Origin of the sequence: Coprothermobacter platensis DSM 11748, from assembly GCF_000378005.1 — a bacterium.
Taxonomy (GTDB): Bacteria; Coprothermobacterota; Coprothermobacteria; order Coprothermobacterales; family Coprothermobacteraceae; genus Coprothermobacter; species Coprothermobacter platensis.
Genome location: NZ_KB899040.1, coordinates 5,163 through 22,082 on the forward strand (window position 1 = coordinate 5,163; position 16,920 = coordinate 22,082).

At 42.4% G+C, this 16,920-nt stretch carries 13 protein-coding genes; 3 read left to right on the forward strand and 10 right to left on the reverse strand.

Features of this window, described 5'->3' with window-relative positions; genetic code table 11:
- Nucleotides 1–224: 224 nt before the first annotated feature.
- Genes D890_RS0100020 through D890_RS0100060 form a run of 9 tightly spaced genes read right to left on the reverse strand, consistent with a single transcriptional unit; the run spans nt 225 to nt 10,732 of the window.
- On the reverse strand, nt 225–2,282 hold the full coding sequence (locus tag D890_RS0100020; RefSeq protein ID WP_018962473.1) for a ligand-binding sensor domain-containing protein: 2,058 nt from the start codon (nt 2,280–2,282) through the stop codon (nt 225–227).
- Nucleotides 2,266–4,269 carry an NAD-dependent DNA ligase LigA gene (gene ligA, locus D890_RS0100025; RefSeq protein WP_018962474.1) on the reverse strand — a complete coding sequence of 668 codons (2,004 nt, stop codon included), beginning with the start codon at nt 4,267–4,269 and terminating at the stop codon, nt 2,266–2,268. Before ligA ends, D890_RS0100020 begins: the two co-directional genes overlap by 17 nt.
- Nucleotides 4,270–4,317: 48 nt before the next feature.
- Complete coding sequence (locus D890_RS0100030) at nt 4,318–4,797, reverse strand: DUF2344 domain-containing protein (protein ID WP_018962475.1); 480 nt, start codon at nt 4,795–4,797, stop codon at nt 4,318–4,320.
- The gene (locus tag D890_RS0100035) at nt 4,779–6,515 is read right to left on the reverse strand and encodes a radical SAM protein (RefSeq protein ID WP_018962476.1); all 1,737 of its coding nucleotides are present in this window, start codon (nt 6,513–6,515) and stop codon (nt 4,779–4,781) included. Before D890_RS0100035 ends, D890_RS0100030 begins: the two co-directional genes overlap by 19 nt.
- A gap of 28 nt (nt 6,516–6,543) precedes the next feature.
- Nucleotides 6,544–7,785: a [FeFe] hydrogenase H-cluster maturation GTPase HydF gene (gene hydF / locus D890_RS0100040; protein WP_018962477.1), complete on the reverse strand. Its 1,242-nt coding sequence runs from the start codon at nt 7,783–7,785 to the stop codon at nt 6,544–6,546.
- Entirely contained in the window at nt 7,778–8,824 is a 1,047-nt protein-coding gene (gene hydE / locus D890_RS0100045; protein ID WP_018962478.1) for a [FeFe] hydrogenase H-cluster radical SAM maturase HydE, read from the reverse strand. The genes hydF and hydE overlap by 8 nt, the downstream gene beginning before the upstream one ends.
- Nucleotides 8,793–9,053: a hypothetical protein gene (locus D890_RS0100050; protein WP_018962479.1), complete on the reverse strand. Its 261-nt coding sequence runs from the start codon at nt 9,051–9,053 to the stop codon at nt 8,793–8,795. Before D890_RS0100050 ends, hydE begins: the two co-directional genes overlap by 32 nt.
- Complete coding sequence (hydG, locus tag D890_RS0100055) at nt 9,040–10,470, reverse strand: [FeFe] hydrogenase H-cluster radical SAM maturase HydG (protein WP_018962480.1); 1,431 nt, start codon at nt 10,468–10,470, stop codon at nt 9,040–9,042. Before hydG ends, D890_RS0100050 begins: the two co-directional genes overlap by 14 nt.
- Nucleotides 10,471–10,489: 19 nt before the next feature.
- Entirely contained in the window at nt 10,490–10,732 is a 243-nt protein-coding gene (locus tag D890_RS0100060; protein WP_018962481.1) for a TM1266 family iron-only hydrogenase system putative regulator, read from the reverse strand.
- Between the two features lie 233 nt (nt 10,733–10,965).
- Here D890_RS0100060 and D890_RS0100065 point away from each other — a divergent pair, with 233 nt between their 5' ends.
- Nucleotides 10,966–12,036 carry an SPASM domain-containing protein gene (locus D890_RS0100065; RefSeq protein WP_040363467.1) on the forward strand — a complete coding sequence of 357 codons (1,071 nt, stop codon included), beginning with the start codon at nt 10,966–10,968 and terminating at the stop codon, nt 12,034–12,036.
- A 26-nt stretch (nt 12,037–12,062) separates the two neighbouring features.
- Complete coding sequence (locus D890_RS0100070; protein ID WP_018962483.1) at nt 12,063–13,301, forward strand: adenosylhomocysteinase; 1,239 nt, start codon at nt 12,063–12,065, stop codon at nt 13,299–13,301.
- A 7-nt stretch (nt 13,302–13,308) separates the two neighbouring features.
- On the opposite strand, the gene bcp is transcribed toward D890_RS0100070, so the two are convergent.
- Entirely contained in the window at nt 13,309–13,764 is a 456-nt protein-coding gene (gene bcp / locus D890_RS0100075; protein WP_018962484.1) for a thioredoxin-dependent thiol peroxidase, read from the reverse strand.
- Nucleotides 13,765–13,810: 46 nt separating this feature from the next.
- On the opposite strand from bcp, the gene D890_RS0100080 reads away from it, so the two are divergent.
- On the forward strand, nt 13,811–16,894 hold the full coding sequence (locus D890_RS0100080; protein WP_083916951.1) for a GGDEF domain-containing protein: 3,084 nt from the start codon (nt 13,811–13,813) through the stop codon (nt 16,892–16,894).
- Nucleotides 16,895–16,920: the final 26 nt, after the last annotated feature.

Sequence of the window (16,920 nt, forward strand, 5' to 3'; positions counted from 1 at the left end):
TACATCGGAGAAACTAGCTGCATTAACAGGGGAGAACCCCACAAAGGACGAAGCTACCAGTACTAATACCAGCAGCCCCACTGCAATTTTCTTCATGCTTCACACCTCCGCATATACCGAATCCTTATGAAGCATTATACACCTTATAAGCATTAAGAGTAGCGATAATAATAATAAAATGGGTAATGCATAAATATAATTACAAGGCATAAAGATACTTTGTATTAATATGCCATGTAATTGTACAATTGCATGGCTGCTTGCTGTCTGGTTATCGTGTTGTACGTGAACAACGGTCCAATGTCTGGTAACCAGTCATTAACGACAGCTTTTGTTGCCACACTGCGGTAGTCAACGTTCAATTTGTAGCCTCTTTGTTCCAGTGAGGCTATGTATGGTTTTGCCCATTCATCTGCTTTTGCAGATGTTGTGGCTTTGGTAAGAGACCAACCTTTCAACCGCACATACATGACTGCCAATTCCTGGTAGGTAAGTGTTTTCTGAGGGTACATTTTGTCAGAAAAGCCCCTCAATATACCAGCAGCCTGCAATTTAGAAGCTTCTTCTTTGCCAGTGATGGTTAGCCAATCGGCCATGAACGATGGCTTCCAAGCACTCTGTATACTTCCAAGCGAAAAAAACTTAAGTCCGCTGCCATCATAGAATAGTTGGTCAGGGATGAATGAAAGACCATTTCCCCAATTGTAATAAATGGATGGATTGTTAAGTTTTATCAAGTTTGTTTCCGTAGAGACCCAAACGTTAGAGCTGTTTATTGGAAGGAAAATCTTGTTTGCGTTGACACCAGAATAATCTTTAAAACTACTCCAGAGTGATGAAGCGTATTTAATCCCATCATCAGTGGCGACAAAGAGCAAACTACTGCTTGACAAAACGGCGCTCTTAACATAAAAGTTCAATGTATTTGTACGAATCAATTTGCCCCACGTATCGCCGATAAAAGACGCACGCTCCGATAACGCATAAACGTACTTTCCATCAGACCAAAGAGATTTTACGCTGTAGAAAGGTAAAGGAACCTTTTTGTAAGAGCCACTGGCCCTATGTATGGCATATAGTTGTCCATAACCTGCTAGGTAGAGCATTCCCGAGGAAGAAGAGTAATAGGCATTTTGGATGGAATACGGGGCTACTTCCAGAAACACGTCAGATTTAACCGTATATCGGGTCAACCTCGTTGGATCTACTAACAAAACCTGATTTGACGTTACTACTGTAATTAGATCTCCAGGATAGGCTCTAACTACACCGCTCACGCTTGCTGGCTTTCCGTCTATAAAAAGAATGCCATCACGCACGCTTATCATGTGCGAACCGCTGGTAAATGCGGCTTGTTCATAGGGTGCGCTGCTGTAAATGTTGATAAAGTCCATAAAGTCATATGTAGAAAAAAGGCCGTTGGGTGTTGCCAGGTAAAAAATGCCATTCATGTAAGCCATGTCATTTATGGTGCTACCCAAAGGGTATTTTTTCATGTCAGACATGCGTACGATATTTTTGCCATCGTAGATGTAAACAACGTTGTTCTTTGTATCCACGGTCAAGGTACTTATGTTGCTGGAATATAACCCACTGTTTACATCCCACCGTTTTATTAGCCTGCCTTGCATATCGAGTTCCAATAAACCCTGTGAAGAAGCGATCCAAAGCTTTCCATTCGCTATCTGCATCTTGTTTGCACTTACTGGAGAAATGTTGTAAGCGTACTGGCCAGATATCTTCACAACTCCAGACATGGTCCCTACAAAAACTTGATCTTGAGCACAGGAAATTGTAGTTATGAAGTTATGCGGTATTTCTGGGTACTTGTAAATTACAGGCTTTGATGTGGTGTTCTTCTGGAACACTGCGAGTCCGTTGGACGTTCCGATGAGTATCTGCGTTTTGCAATTGGCTGCAGCGGTTACAGAAGTAGCAGGAATACCATCAGATTTCGTTACAACTCTCCAATAATCCTGGTGGTAAGGATAAGCTGCCCCACCGTCGGTACCCACAATGAAATAATTGCCATCATGGGCATTAACTGCTGTTATCTTGGCAGAAGGCAGGTAAGGGGGTTTTACTGAAGAAAGCTTTTTTCCGTCCCACGTTAATAACCCATTGTCTGTGCCAATATAAAGTTTTTTACCATCTGAAGTAAGTGTTTTAGGATAAAGGTATGTTTCGAAAGCTTTTACGCTCTCCGCATGAAAAGGTATGAAAATAACAAGAAGAAGGAAAAAGCAAAGCGCAAAGCTTATCTGTTTACATGCTCTTTTCATTTTTCCCTACCATATCCAAAAATGCTTTTTCATCAAGAATATTCAAGCCCAGTTTTTGCGCTTTATCAAATTTTGAACCGGGGTCCTCTCCAACCACGACATAATCAACAGTTTTTGATACGTTTGATGCAACTTTTCCGCCTAACGATTGAACCAATTGGCCTGCCTCAGCGCGACTCATACTGCTTAAAGAACCTGTAAAGACAAATGTCAACCCCTTAAGGGGCCCTTCCGTTTGCTCTTGTTCCATTCTTAATCCTATGGTTTTAAGTTTGTCTATAAGCTTATGCACTTGATCGCTCTGTAATGCCTTTATGATCGTTTCCGCTGTCTCCTGACCTATGCCTTCAACGGCTGTAAGGTCATCTTCTGTGGCTGATAGCAGTTCATCCATGGAGCCAAAATGTTCAGCCAGAGCCTGAGCAGTTTTTAATCCAACTCGAGGTATGCCTAAACCATAGAGAACCCTGAAAAATGGCCTGTCTTTGGAATGCTGAATGTTTTGGTACAGCTTAGCAGCTGATTTTTCTGCCAGACGTGGCAGTGTAAGCAAATCCTGCATGGTAAGAGTATACAAGTCTGCGACACTGGTAACTAAATTTCCATCGACAAGATAATCCACAAGCGTTTCGCCTAACCCATCAATGTCCATGGCATCGCGCGATGCCCAGTGAAGCAGATGCCCTTTTAGTTGAGCAGGACAGGTGATATTCACGCATTTGAGGTAGGCTCCGTCCCATTCTGTTGGGCCACCACAGACCGGGCACCTATTAGGAGGAAGGAGGGGTTGCTCCTTACCAGTCCTTAGGTCCATATCAACGCCGACTACCTCTGGTATGACCATGCCTGCACGTTTTAGTCTTACCACATCGCCTTTCCTTATATCTAATTGTTTGACTATGTCAAAATTGTGCAATGTGGCTCTGCTGACTGTGGCACCATCAAGAACAACTGGCTCCAGAATAGCTACAGGTGTAATGATGCCTGTTCTACCGACTTGGAATATGATGTCACTGACTTTAGTTTTTTTCTCTTCAGCAGGGAATTTGAAAGCGATGGCATAACGTGGTGCATGTGCAGTGTTCCCCAGAGCTTGCCAGTAACTAAGTTTGTTAACTTTTATGACTACACCGTCTGCGGGGAACGAAAGTTCCAGCCTGTGCTCTACCCAATAATGTATGAAGGAAAGCGCTTCTTCTATGGAAGATGCTTTTTTGTTATGCTCGTTCACCCTAAAACCCCATTCTGAGCATTGTTTAAGGAATGATTCTTGGGTTTCAAAACTGATTCCCTGTATCACACCAAAACCATAAGGCATAAAATAGAGTTTCCTTTGGGCTGTTATCTTGGAGTCTAACTGTCTTATGGAGCCAGCGGCGGCGTTTCTCGGGTTGGCAAAAAGAGGTTGCCCCATCGCTTGTCTTTGCTCATTAAGAACTTCGAAATCTTTTAGCATCATAAATGTTTCTCCACGTATTTCTACCACAGGAGGGATGTTTTCTCCTTTTAGTTTTAAAGGAATGGTTCGGACTGTTTTCAAATTCTGGGTAACGTCTTCTCCGGTATAGCCGTTTCCTCTGGTGCTGCCTTTGACTAAAATACCGTTTTCATATCGTAAACTGACTGCCAGACCGTCTAACTTATGTTCGCAGAAGTATTCCACATGGTCGGTTTTCAAGGAGTTTCTCACACGTTCGTCAAATGCTCTAATCTCTTCATCGGTGAATGCGTTATCCAATGAAAGCATGGGAATTTCATGGGTAACTGTGGCGAACTCTGTGGCAGGTAACGCTCCAACACGCTGGGTGGGGCTATCAGGTGTGACCAACTCTGGAAATTGCTTTTCAAGGTTGGCTAATTCTCTGAACAGTTTGTCATATTCTTCATCGCTTATTTCTGGGCTATCAAGCACGTAATACCTGTAGTTGTGATATTCAATGGTTTTTCTAAGTTCTTCAATGCGCTTTTGCGCTTCTTCTTTGGTCATGCCGTGCGGCCCCCTCTGGCTATGAAGTACAATCAGTATTCTACAAGTTTAATCTGCTGTTCGCAATGACAAATCTATCTGTTCGCCATTTACCATTTCTATGCCAACTTTTACAACGTCCCACGTATCGATATGCTGTTCATCCAGTGTCCTTTTCAATCCTTGTTTCTCCAAATCCAATTTTAATAAATCTGAAGGCGTTTTGAATAGTGACAAATAATGTGGAAGTTTGTAATTCAATACAAGGACAGGTGTTTCCGCACGCAGGAAATAAGGTTTCAAGTCATTTGCCGTCAAAGAAAGGTTTTTATTCATGGGTATAAAAAACGGCTCACCCAAAGAGCTTACTCCCAAAGGTAAAGCAGGCGGTGCTTGCAAAAGTGCGCGTTCTTGGAAACCCTCTGTGTAAAGTAGTGGTAAACCGGCTCGAACCAAGCCATAACCAATGTGCCTAACGTAGTCTTTGTAAGAAAGCCAAGCACTTTCACCCGTTTTTTCAAAAAATATGGTCAAGCCATAGTCGGCCATAAATCACCTTCACATACACCACATCCCAAACATCCATAACGGCAGTCTTCTGTAAGTAAGCCTTTCTCACTCTTTTCGCGTTGTGTTTCAAGAAATGCTTTTTCAGGCCCCACTTGTATGTGATCCCAAGGCAAAGGTTCATTTGTGCTCCTGCCCTTTAGGTAATCCAAAGGATCTAGATTCAACGATTGCCATGCGTCTTCCCAAATTGCGCGTTTTTGGTCGTTTTCTGAAGTGTCAAAAATCGCCCCGCGTTTCCAAGCTTCTAACACAACTTGGCTTACTTTCTCGTCACTTCTCGATAGAACGCCTTCCAATAATGAAAACCACGGGTCTCTAAAAGAAACATCTATTTGACGTTTTAAGCTTTTTCTAATTATTGTATATTTTTGTTCTGCTTCATCAGGAGTAATCTGCCGTTCCCACTGGAATGGTGTGAATGGTTTTGGAACAAATGAAGCTATAGTGCCGTGTATACGACTCCTTCGGTTATTCCTAAAAGCCACACTGTCGGCTTCGTTCAATAGTTTAGCTATGCTCCTGACGTCTTCTTCTGTTTCAAACGGGAGTCCGACCATGAAATAAAACTTGAATTTCGTCCAGCCATTTTCCGAGAGCACATCCACTGCTCTTAAAATCTGTTCATTGGTAAAGCCTTTATTGAGTTTTTTTCGTAGCTCGTCAGACCCTGCTTCAGGCGCTATGGTAAGTGTTAGGTGTGCGGTGGGATCGACTTTTTTAAGCAAGCTAAGATCCAATGAATCTAACCTCAGCGATGGCAGGCTCATATTGAGGTGTTCACCTTGCAGCCTGTCTACTACATCGTTTAATTTGGAATAATCAAAGGTAGACAAAGACAGCAAGCCTACTTCACTGAAGCCAGTGGATTTCTTGATGCTTTTAACAAGTTCTACAACTTTGTCTGGCGGCGTTTCTCTTACAGGTCGATAGTACGAGCTGGCGTGACAGAAATGACACCCACGGGTGCATCCTCGCATGAGCTCCACGACGGCACGTTCCTGCACAGCTTCCACATTCGGTACTAAGAATCGTTCTGGGTAATAGATATCTTCTCTAAGTACGTGATGTTCTTTAACACTGTTTTTTAAAGAAGGAACATAAATGCCGTCAAATAATGTGGTTAGGCGCTGAAGTGTTTCTTCTCTGTTAGCATGCTTTTGCCGTGCTTCACTCAGGAACCTCACTAAATCGACAATAATGTCGTCAGCCTCGCCAATAAAAATGGCATCCAGAAACGGTTCAAAAAATGCGGGGTTGCTTATGGCCGGTCCGCCAGCGATGATATAAGGATCATCGGGCGTGCGTTCGTTGGAAAACAACTTTATCTCACCTAATGAGAGCGTTTCTAAAACGTTGGTAGCTACGAGCTCTGTAAGGAAGTGGACGGCTATTACATCGAAGGAAGACAGCGGTTTCTTGTTTTCTAAAGACCTCAACGGTATGTTCTTTTCTTTGAGCATGTTTATGGCATCAGGTGCGGGTGTAAATACACGTTCAGCCAATAAATCGGTTTCTCCATTTATCTTGTAATAAAACAGTTGCAGCCCATGATAGGACATGCCAACTTCATATAAATCGGGATACAATAACGCTACTTTGTAAGGGATATTCTCCCAATTTTTGACAATACTGTTATATTCACCGCCTATGTAACGCGATGGCTTTTCTACCTTGTAAAGTTCGGAAGCAGAAAACATATATGTAAAAGTATATAACATGTCTCTTTCAAAGATTGTTAATGGGAGATTTTTCTGAGGAAACTTTTTCTAATACGGGCTCTACCGCTTTGCTTAGAGAACCATGTAAGTAAGAAATGAGTAGTCCGTAATTAACCACAGGGATATTTAAGCGCTGTGCAAGTTGCATTCTTCTCATAAACATGTTTCTTGTGAGTACGCAGCCTCCACAGTGAATGATGAGCTTGCATTTTTCCAAATCAGCTATGTCGGGAAATTCTTTGCCGGCAAAATAGGTGTAATTCAACGTCAAATGGAGCTTCTGCTCTATCCATCGCGGTATTTTTACTCTCCCTATGTCATCACAAGTGGGTACATGTGAGCAAGCTTCAACGACTGCTACGTTATCGCCATTTTGTAAGGATTTTAGGGCTTCAATACCATTTAAGAACATATGTATGTCGCCCTTATTTGCAGCTTCCAATATGGAAAACGTTGTCAGAGGAATATCATATGGAACGATGGGGTCAACATCCATTATGGCTTGGGAGTCTGTTACCACTAAATCAACCTTGTAATTGAGTTTCTTTAATGTGACATCCAGCTCTGGCGGTCGAGTAACAACGGCAACCCCACCATGATCTATTACATCTCTAATAGCTTCCACCTGAGGCATTATGAGTCTGCCTTTAGGAGCAGCTTTATCTATGGGAACCACCAGCACCACTGTGTTGTATGCACCCATGAGGTGAGCCACCAATGGTTTTTCTTCCTCTTCTGGCACGAGACTGCTTATTGTTGTTATGAGCTGGTCAATATTCTTGCGCTCAATGGCGGAAACTTCAACTACAGGTGTTCCAAAAGCTTTATAGTAGTCTGCAATGTGAGAGCTGCTTATCGCATCAGCTTTATTAACGGCGATAACAAATGGTATATTCATATCCCGAAGCAACCCTATGGTAAAGTGTTCAAATTCGCCTGGCTTATCGTCTACTACCAATATGCCTACATCCGCTTTGTACATGGCTCTCTTGGCACGCTCCACACGTTTTTCTCCAAGCAGCCCTTCATCGTCCAAACCGGGTGTATCGATGAGTGTAACCGGACCCAATGGCTTTATTTCCATGGTCTTGTAGACAGGGTCTGTAGTAGTGCCCGGCACAGAGCTGACCAAAGCTATATCCTGTCCGGCAATAGCGTTTATCAAAGAAGACTTTCCCACATTGCGCTTACCTACAATGACAATGTGTTTTCTAAATGCTGTATGTGGCGTTTCCATGCTTTCACTCATGAGCTTTGGCAATCCTCCTTCTGTAACCGTGGCTTTCGCTAACCTCATAACCCGCATTTTGAACAAGCAGTTTGGAGCACTTCCCACAGGCTTTATCGTTTTCCATGATGCAAATCTTGTTTGGGTAAAGAGCATATTGGGCACGATAAGGCGATGGTGTAAAGTTCGGCATTATTACATTTGCTCCGCACTGTAAAGCCATTTGCCTACCTTGAGGGCTTATACTTCCAAGAGCCGTTGTAGCGGGAATGTTTGCATCTGGCAGGAATAAGCGTGTAAGCGCAACCATTTTTAGCGTTTTCTCCAGACTTCCACCGGCACTGTCTTTCAAAGGTGTGTCAGGATGTGGTATGAATGGACCAATGCCTACCATATCTGCATCAAGCTGGTAAGTGAAAAGTATGTCTTTTGCCAATGCTATGTCATCTTGACCAGGCAAGCCCACCATAGAACCTGCGCCGACTTCATACCATAAGCGTTTTAGTTCCAGCAAATGTGCCTTTCTTGTTTCAAAGTGGTCACCTGGATGCAACTGTGCGTAAAGAGACTCGTCAGCCGTTTCGTGCCTCATTAAGTAACGGTCGGCACCTAAATCTTTCCAATAACGGTACTCATAAAAGTCTCTTTCTCCTATGCTCAAGGTTATTGTCATGCCTAAGTTTTTGATACGGCTTACAATTTCACCTATCATATCTGTGGTGTAGAAGGGGTCTTCGCCTGATTGGAGAACCACCGTTTTTATCCCTTCATTAAGGATGATTTCTGCGCGACTTACGATTTCATCTGGGGTCATGCGGTACCGCTGAACAACGCTGTTGCCACCCCTAATACCGCAATATAAACAATTATTGCGGCAGTAATTAGAAAATTCTATGATGCCTCTGAAATAGACATCTTTTCCTAAATACTTACGTCTTATTTCATCTGCCTTACTGAAAAGTTTGGGCGTTATTTCTTCATCGGAAAGTACTGCTGCCACTTCTTCTTGATTTACAGCATCAGGATGACTAATTATTTTCGTCAAAATGTCTTCGCACACACATGATCACCTTCATACCTTGGCTACGCATTTTCTCATTTACTTCTTGGCATTCTCCTAAAAGTGCGAACTTCTCATCTTCGCAGATTATCTGCGGTTCTATGTATTTGTCTTCGCCAGCCTTTAAAGGGGGCAGGTAAGACATACGCCTGCCCACTTTCTCACAAACCCATATCTTGCAGCCAAGCATTTGTGCCGTTTGTTTTAAGAGTGTTTCACAGTCTGACATCGTGCTCATGATTTTTGACACGCTCCAAAAGGCCTTCCACCATATGGCGTCTGCCTTCTGGCATTTCATTCAATTCACGTTGGATTAGTGTTTCTCCTACCTCTTTTGTTTTTGGAGAAGCGTAATCCATGAGGTATTCCTGAAAAGTCAGCAAAGCATTAGGCGTGCAGAAGTTTTTCACAAAGCCCGGTATGGCGTATTCCATGAAATGTTCACCAGTTCTGCCTGCTCTGTAACAGGATGTGCAGAAAGAGGGGATGTAACCGTTTGATGCCAGTTCATATATGACATCATCAAGAGGACGTGTATCGCCCAAAATGAACTGGCTCTTTTTTACCTCTTCCGGGTCTTCTTCTGAATAAGAACCTATGCCGATGCTGGAACCTGCATCTATTTGAGAAACGCCCATGTCCAAAGCTTCGCGCCTTATCTCTGGTGCTTCACGGGCTGTGAGTATCATGCCTGTATAAGGAACAGAAAGCCTGATAATCGCTATTAGGCGCTTAAAGTCATAATCACTTACTCTGTAAGGTGGATTCTCTGCGATGGGCGTATTCACTGCTGGTTCCATACGCGGGAAGGAGATAGTGTGTGGCCCTACGCCGAAGCGTTCTTCGAAATGTTTCGTGTGGTACATGAGCCCCATAACTTCAAACTTCCAGTCATAAAGGCCAAAAAGGGCTCCTATGCCCACATCATCAATACCTGCCATTACGGCTCTGTCCAGCCCATAAAGTCTGTAAGTATAAGAAGATTTGGGACCATGCGGATGGAGTTTTTTGTAAGTCGGTAAATGATAAGTTTCTTGAAATACTTGGAATGTTCCGATGCCTGCTTCCTTAATTGTTTTGTAGCCCTCCACCGTTTGTGGTGCAGCATTTACGTTGACACGTCTTATCTCTCCCGGCCCGTTCTTGAACTCATAGATTTTGTTTATCACACCAGCGATGTATTCAGGCGAATACATGGGATGTTCCCCGAACACTACAATAAGACGCTTATGACCGCGTGACGTCAAAGCATAAAGTTCATTATTGAGTTCTTCATCAGTGAGCGTCTTCCTTACCAGTTCTTTGTTCTCCACCCTAAAACCACAGTAGACACATCCATTTATGCATTCGTTTCCTACGTAAAGCGGTGCGAAGAGGACGATGCGGTTACCATAAACCTGCTGTTTTATCTTCTTAGCCGTTTGAAACATTTCTTCTATTAGATCTGGGTCCTCCGTGTTTAACAGAACGGCTGTTTCATAAGTACTTAGACGTTCCCGCTCCATGGTCTTCGCCAAAATGTCCCTAACTTCTCTTGGATCTGGGTTCTTAGTTTTTTCCAAAAGGTCATATATTTCCTGATGAGGGATAAACCCTTCTGTGTCATTTTTACTTAGTTCGTTTGCAATTTTTACGCCGTTGACCATAAATCTAAATCAGCCTCCTTTATTTGAGTGGAAGCGTTTTTACTTCCACGTCTTCTACCTGTCCAAGTTTCCCAGTGAGGCTGCCCAATACATCGTTATCAGCTTTGACAACCAAAAGTATGATGGCTGAATTCTGTTCCGGTAGGGGATAACCTACGCGCAAGCGTATGTCTTCTGCAAAGTCGTGCAGTAACTCATTAACAGTTCTGTAGGATTTGTTTCTGTTGTTGATAATAATGTTGACAATGTAAAATCGTTCCATTTTAGAAACCTCCTCTTTTCATGGCACCTGAAAAAGGAGGCGCAAGCGGAATACTTTAGGCTTTGCCTTCCTTCCTCGGTGTCAGATTTTTTAAAATCCTCCGCCTCAGAACGGCTAATTTCATTTTATCACAAAAAGTGAAATTAGGAACAATAACATGACACATTGCATTTACGAAGTGCACAATATGGGGGAAGCTTTTTGGCGCCTTTTATAGCATAGAATTAAATACAATGAGAGTGGAATATCGCTTGGATAATGCAACTATTTTTATAAAGCCTGAACCACTTAAACGGATTTACTTAGAGCTTTCACGTGCCTGTAATTTAAGCTGCGCCATGTGTTTTAGGCATTTTTACAAAGAAGACAGCACCAGCTTCATGGATGAAAGCACACTAAAAAACGTAATTGACCAAATTGCACATTCTTCTGTTGAAGAGGTAATCCTTGGTGGTATAGGTGAACCATTTTTAAGCCCATATTGGAAAGACGCTATAAAATGGATAAAAGATGCGGGAAAACGTATAGCAATAACCACGAATGGCACGCTGATTGATCAAGAGACAGCGGCTTTCTTGGTGGCGAACGATGTTGACCGGCTTTACATTTCTGTAGAATCCTCCACTTTAGGCCATAACAATGTTGAAAGCACTATCCATGTTGCTGACATGATGAACATTATGAAGCAGTCAAGCCATACTGAAAATCCTGTCTTGTGCGCCGAAGTTGTTCTTATGAAAAGTACCTTGGAAGACAGTGTTATGCTCATAAAAGAGCTTAGCCGCCATGGTTTTAAATACGTACTTTTAAACAACATTCTCCCCATGACTCCAAAGATGGACAATGAAGTCCTTTACGAAAAAAGTAAAGATGACAATCTATGGCATGAACTTTCTGCTCAGCTTTATAAAGATGTTGCTGTGGAATATCCGGAGTTCTCTATAAAAACAGAGCGCTTGTGCAGGTTTGTAGAGAGAAACGCCACTGTCATAGCAAGTGATGGTAGTGTGAGTCCTTGTTACCGTCTGCTTCATGATGGGGCAGAGCGCGTTCTCGGAAGAACAAAAATGCTTAAGCGGTATTCTTTTGGCAATGTGAATAGCCAATCACTTGAAGAAATATGGGAAAGTTCGTCTTACACCATATTTAGATTCAAGGTACATCATGCTTTGTATCCATCTTGCACTGATTGTGGTTTTCATGGTGGCTGCGGTTTCTTGTTCAGCACTGATGGCGACTGCCGCAGCAATGTGCCAAGCTGTGGGGATTGTTTGTGGTACAGGCAGATTATTTTATGCCCGTAGGATGACAGGGAAAGGAGTGAACAATTGTGAGTGAGGTAAGAAGACCAGAATTGTTTAACGAAGGGCTCATTAAAATTGAGTGGGTAAAGAAATTCATGCCAGTATGCGATGAATTAGAAAAAAGGTATGCCGAGTCAAAGCCATTTTCCGGCACGACTATTGCAATGTGCATACACTTGGAAGCAAAAACGGCACGTCTTGCATTACTTCTTAAGAAGGCTGGAGCAGAGGTAATTGTAACAGGAAGCAACCCACTGTCAACGCAAGATGACGTTGCAGCGGCTTTGGCACACGAAGGTTTGCAGGTATTTGCCTGGAGGGGTGAATCACAAGAGGAATACGAACATAATTTGGAACGCCTCCTTTCTTTTAATCCGGACCTGATTTTGGATGACGGGTTTGATCTGACGACCATGTTGGTCCAACGCTTTCCTGAACAGGCAAGAAATGTTATTGGTGGCACAGAAGAGACAACCACAGGTGTAATCAGAGCGCGGAATATGGCCAAAGCTGGAGTACTGCCGTTTCCGGTGGTCGCTGTTAATGACGCACGTATAAAACATTTATTTGATAATAGATATGGTACTGGCGAATCATCTGTTTACAGCTTCATGCACAATACAAACCTCTTGGTGGGTGGAAAAACCTTTGTAGTTGCTGGTTTCGGGTTTGTTGGGCGAGGCATCGCAGAGAAACTACGTGGTTTGGGCGCTAACGTCATTGTTACTGAGGTTGATCCCATAAAAGCGTTGGAAGCTCACGCGGAGGGCTTTACTGTAATGAATATGGACAAGGCTTGTGAACGCGGAGAAGTGTTTATAACAGCTACTGGAGACATCCATGTCATACGTAAAGAGCACTTTTTAAAGATGAGAGATGGGGCCATTTTGGGGAATGCAGGGCATTTCAATGTTGAGGTGGATGTGGATGCGTTGGAGAAAATGGCTGAAGAGTCCTATGAAGCTAGACCAAACATAACAGGTTACAAACTTCCCAACGGTAAAGTTCTATTCTTGCTCGCTGAAGGCAGACTAATGAATTTAGCAGCAGGGCAGGGGCATCCTGCAGAAATCATGGATCTTTCGTTTGCTGCTCAGTTTCTTTCTTTAAAGTATCTGTTGGAACAAAAAGGGAAGTTAAACGCAGAAGTACTGATGGTACCAACTATCATTGACGAAGACATAGCGTTTACAAAGCTTTCTTCATTGGGTATCAATATTGACACACTGACTGAAGAGCAAAAAGAATATTTGAGCCGCTGGTAACAGCGGCTCACCTTTTTATGTTTTCTTTGATGTAATCAAGTACTTGTTGGGCGTGCCCTTTTGCTTTTACCTTGCGCCATTCTTTGACAATTTCGTTCTCAGGGTTTATTAAGAATGTGCTGCGTTCAATACCCATCGTTTTCTTGCCGTACATGTTTTTTTCCTTCCAAACTCCAAAAGCGTCTGCCAAGATATGGTCTATATCACTGAGCAAGGGGAAAGGTATGCCCACTTTTTCCTTGAATTTTCTGAGTGTATCTGGTTTGTCTGGAGAAACGCCTATGATGTTGATGTCCATCTTCTCAAAGTCAGTGTATAACTGTGTAAATTCTGTCGCCTCCATGGTGCACCCTGATGTTAAAGCCCTTGGATAAAAATACAACACTCTCCATCCATGAAAATCGCTTAGTTTTACATGATTGTTCTCTGAGTCGACCAACGGCACAGTTAACCAGTTTTCCATACGTTGCCCCCTCGTGAAAGTTGTTTGCATACATTATAATTCTGTTATGGGAGTATGGGAATCACTTTTAACGCAAGCTAAGGGTATTGTATATTTGGATATTCCTACAGGTAAAGGGCGTACCCATACTCTGAAGGAATTGATGCAGATTGCTCCTGATAAAAGTTTATACAGTTTATATTACTCACCCTTAACAGGAATAGGTCAGCTCTTATACGATTTATTAAGTGAAGTACGTGATGGTTTTTTTACAGATTATCCTGAACATGGCCCTGTTATAAGAAGATATTTGCATGACAGGTTTTTCCCAGCGCTGAGTTCTTTTAAACCATACAAACCATTAGCGTTGAGCCAAGAGCAAACACTTCTATTTAACGCTTTAGTTGACTTAGTAAGAAGTACTGGAATAAAATACTGGTTTATTGATGATTGGCTTCAGGACGATTATAACTACATATTCTCCGTTGTTTTGCCTGAACTGGTCGCTGCAACGAATATTACGGTGTTTGTAGTTGGTGACGCATTTCCGAAAGAAATTGCGGAAACCGTTGTGGATTTTGATTCATTGCAGCCTGTTTTACCACCACCCTCGTTCGCTGACTTCTGCCCATCTTTTGGTAAAGATAAGGAAACATCGTCAAAGCTTATTGAAGAAACTAAAGGAAATTGGCACGAAGTGTGGTTTTTGTGTAGAGCGCATGCTACCTCATTGGGAGATGCTGTGGAATCTGCAATAAAAGAACTACCGAAGGATGCTTTAGATTTGTTATTTGGTTTTGCCGTTATGGCAGAGCGGAACAGCGATTTTATAAAAGACATCTTATCTGAGGGTAAAGACCCATCCATGTTGGAGCTTTTAGAAAAACTCCATTTAGTTTTTTGGGAGGCTCCTCTTTATAGATTCCCTTCTGGCAGAGTGCGAGAGCTCGTAAGAGGTCACATACCTCAGCAGAGACAAGAAGAAATCCTTGAATATGTAACAGACACCATGGCTCAGGCTGGTTACAGCGATTACTGGGGTAGGATCGCTACACGTTATCGAATGTTGGGGAAAAGGAAGAAGGAAGCATTTGCTCTTTTAATGGAGCTTAGGCAAGAAAAAGGAACTTCCGAGGCATTGAAAATCATTGAACGTTTAGATCAGCTTGGTGTCCAAAGGCCAGGTTATAAACGTTTGAAGAGTTTATGCTTATACTGGATGAACGATCTGAAAGGTGCGACAGAAACAATCCGCACCATTGAGCATCCAAATATTGTTGATACTGCAAACTTAATAAGATTCCTCTCTTATTCAGGCGAAATAGATGAAGCTCAAAGAATGATAGATAAGTTATATGAACATAAGAAACAAATGTTTGATTCGTTGTTTTTCCCACGTATTGCAGGTGATCTCGTTTTACCAGAACTGCTGAAAGGACATTATGAACAAGGTTTGGAACACTTAGAAACATTCTTGGATATAATCGTTGGCAGGAATGCATATTTGAGAGAACATCTGGGCTCTTTCTATAACAGTTTTGGTGTCTTATTGAGCTATAATGGTCGTCTTTATGCTGCCTATGATGCTTTTGAGCGTGGTTTAGAGATTTTAGAACCGTTGGATGGTTCTGAGGTTTACTTGAGACTTTTAGCCAATTTGTCCGATATCTCTTTAGAGATAGAAGGTCCGTCTTCTTCCTTCAAATATGTAAATGCTGCTTTTCGTAGCACTGCTCCTTGTACATTGGCTCTGAGGGCTGTAGCATTATCAAATTATTGTGCTACATATTTTCAGTTCATGGGAATGCCCACTGACGCACTGGAAGAACTGATTTCTCTTATAACATCTTCCGATCATAAGACCAAGTTCGATGTGGGTGAAACTTCCAGTGTTATTTATTGGCTTAGCGGGAACATAGACAAAGCAGAGGAAACGTTGTTGCTTATGGATCCAGAAAGTGACGATGAAAAATTGCGATGGAATCTTTTTAGCAGTGTCATATGCGGACATCCTTTGCAGATGCCTCTAACAGCAGTTACTTTAAGTTCCAGCTATCCCATTTATGCTTTACTTTACCTGCTAAAAGAGGAAAAAGAACAATTGAAAAATGTAGAAGTTTTCAATAGTGATAGACCCATTGTATTGTTTTTGAGAGCTTTTAGGCAAGGCGATACAGTGGAGAATCTTATGTCCTTCGCGGTTCGGGCGGAACACGGCTGGTATTTAGCAGATGCCATGTTTATATATGAGTTCTTGGCTTCTCTTATAGATGGTAATGAGAAAGTGGCTTTTTTGGAAGAAGCTATGCGTTTAGCGATGCTTCTTGGCTTGGATGATAAAGTACGTATTATTCGCCAAAAGATACATTCTATGAACGTTCCACTGAGTCACAGTATGAACTTACAAATGCTTGAGAAAAGCCTTCTTTCATTGCCTTTGGAACAAGTTAATGTAGGCGGGTTTCTGAATTACTTAGGAAATATATTGGGGCATTTTTATGAGGAGTTTTTCCTCTCTGTAAGTCTGGGCGAGCAGAACTTTCGTATAGGTAGAGAACGAATAAATGGGTTCACGATAAACATGTACTTACCGCCATTCTGGGGCACTTTTGTGGTAAAGAATGGCAGCATAGCGGATACATTAGCTTTGAAGGCCATACTTCTTTCCATGGAAAAGGTTTGGAGTGCGCGTTATGGTACCAACGATGCATTGACAGGTTTGTTTAACAGAAACTTCGGGGTAGAGGTTTTGCACAGACTTTGGGGCGGTTATGAGCGAGATGGCAGATCGTTCACCGTTGTTTTCTTCGATGTGGACGATTTAAAGACCATCAACGATACGTTGGGACATCCTGTAGGAGATGAAGCACTTAGACAGGTAAGCAAAGCATTAACGAAATACATTCGCCAAAGCGACTTCGCTGTTCGATGGGGCGGTGACGAGTTTCTCGTCATTCTTATGCAGGCTGATACTGAAGGTGCCGCCCATGTCGCCGCACGTATTGAATCAGAACTTATCAATTCACCTTTAACAATGAGTGTAAGCTTTGGCATTGTTGAAGCTAATGAAGTGAATTCATTAGATGATTTACTGCGTGAAGCAGACAAACGTATGTACGCCCAAAAAAGAACGAAAAAATTCAGAAGATAGAAAGAGAAGAGCAGTTCTAAAAAGAA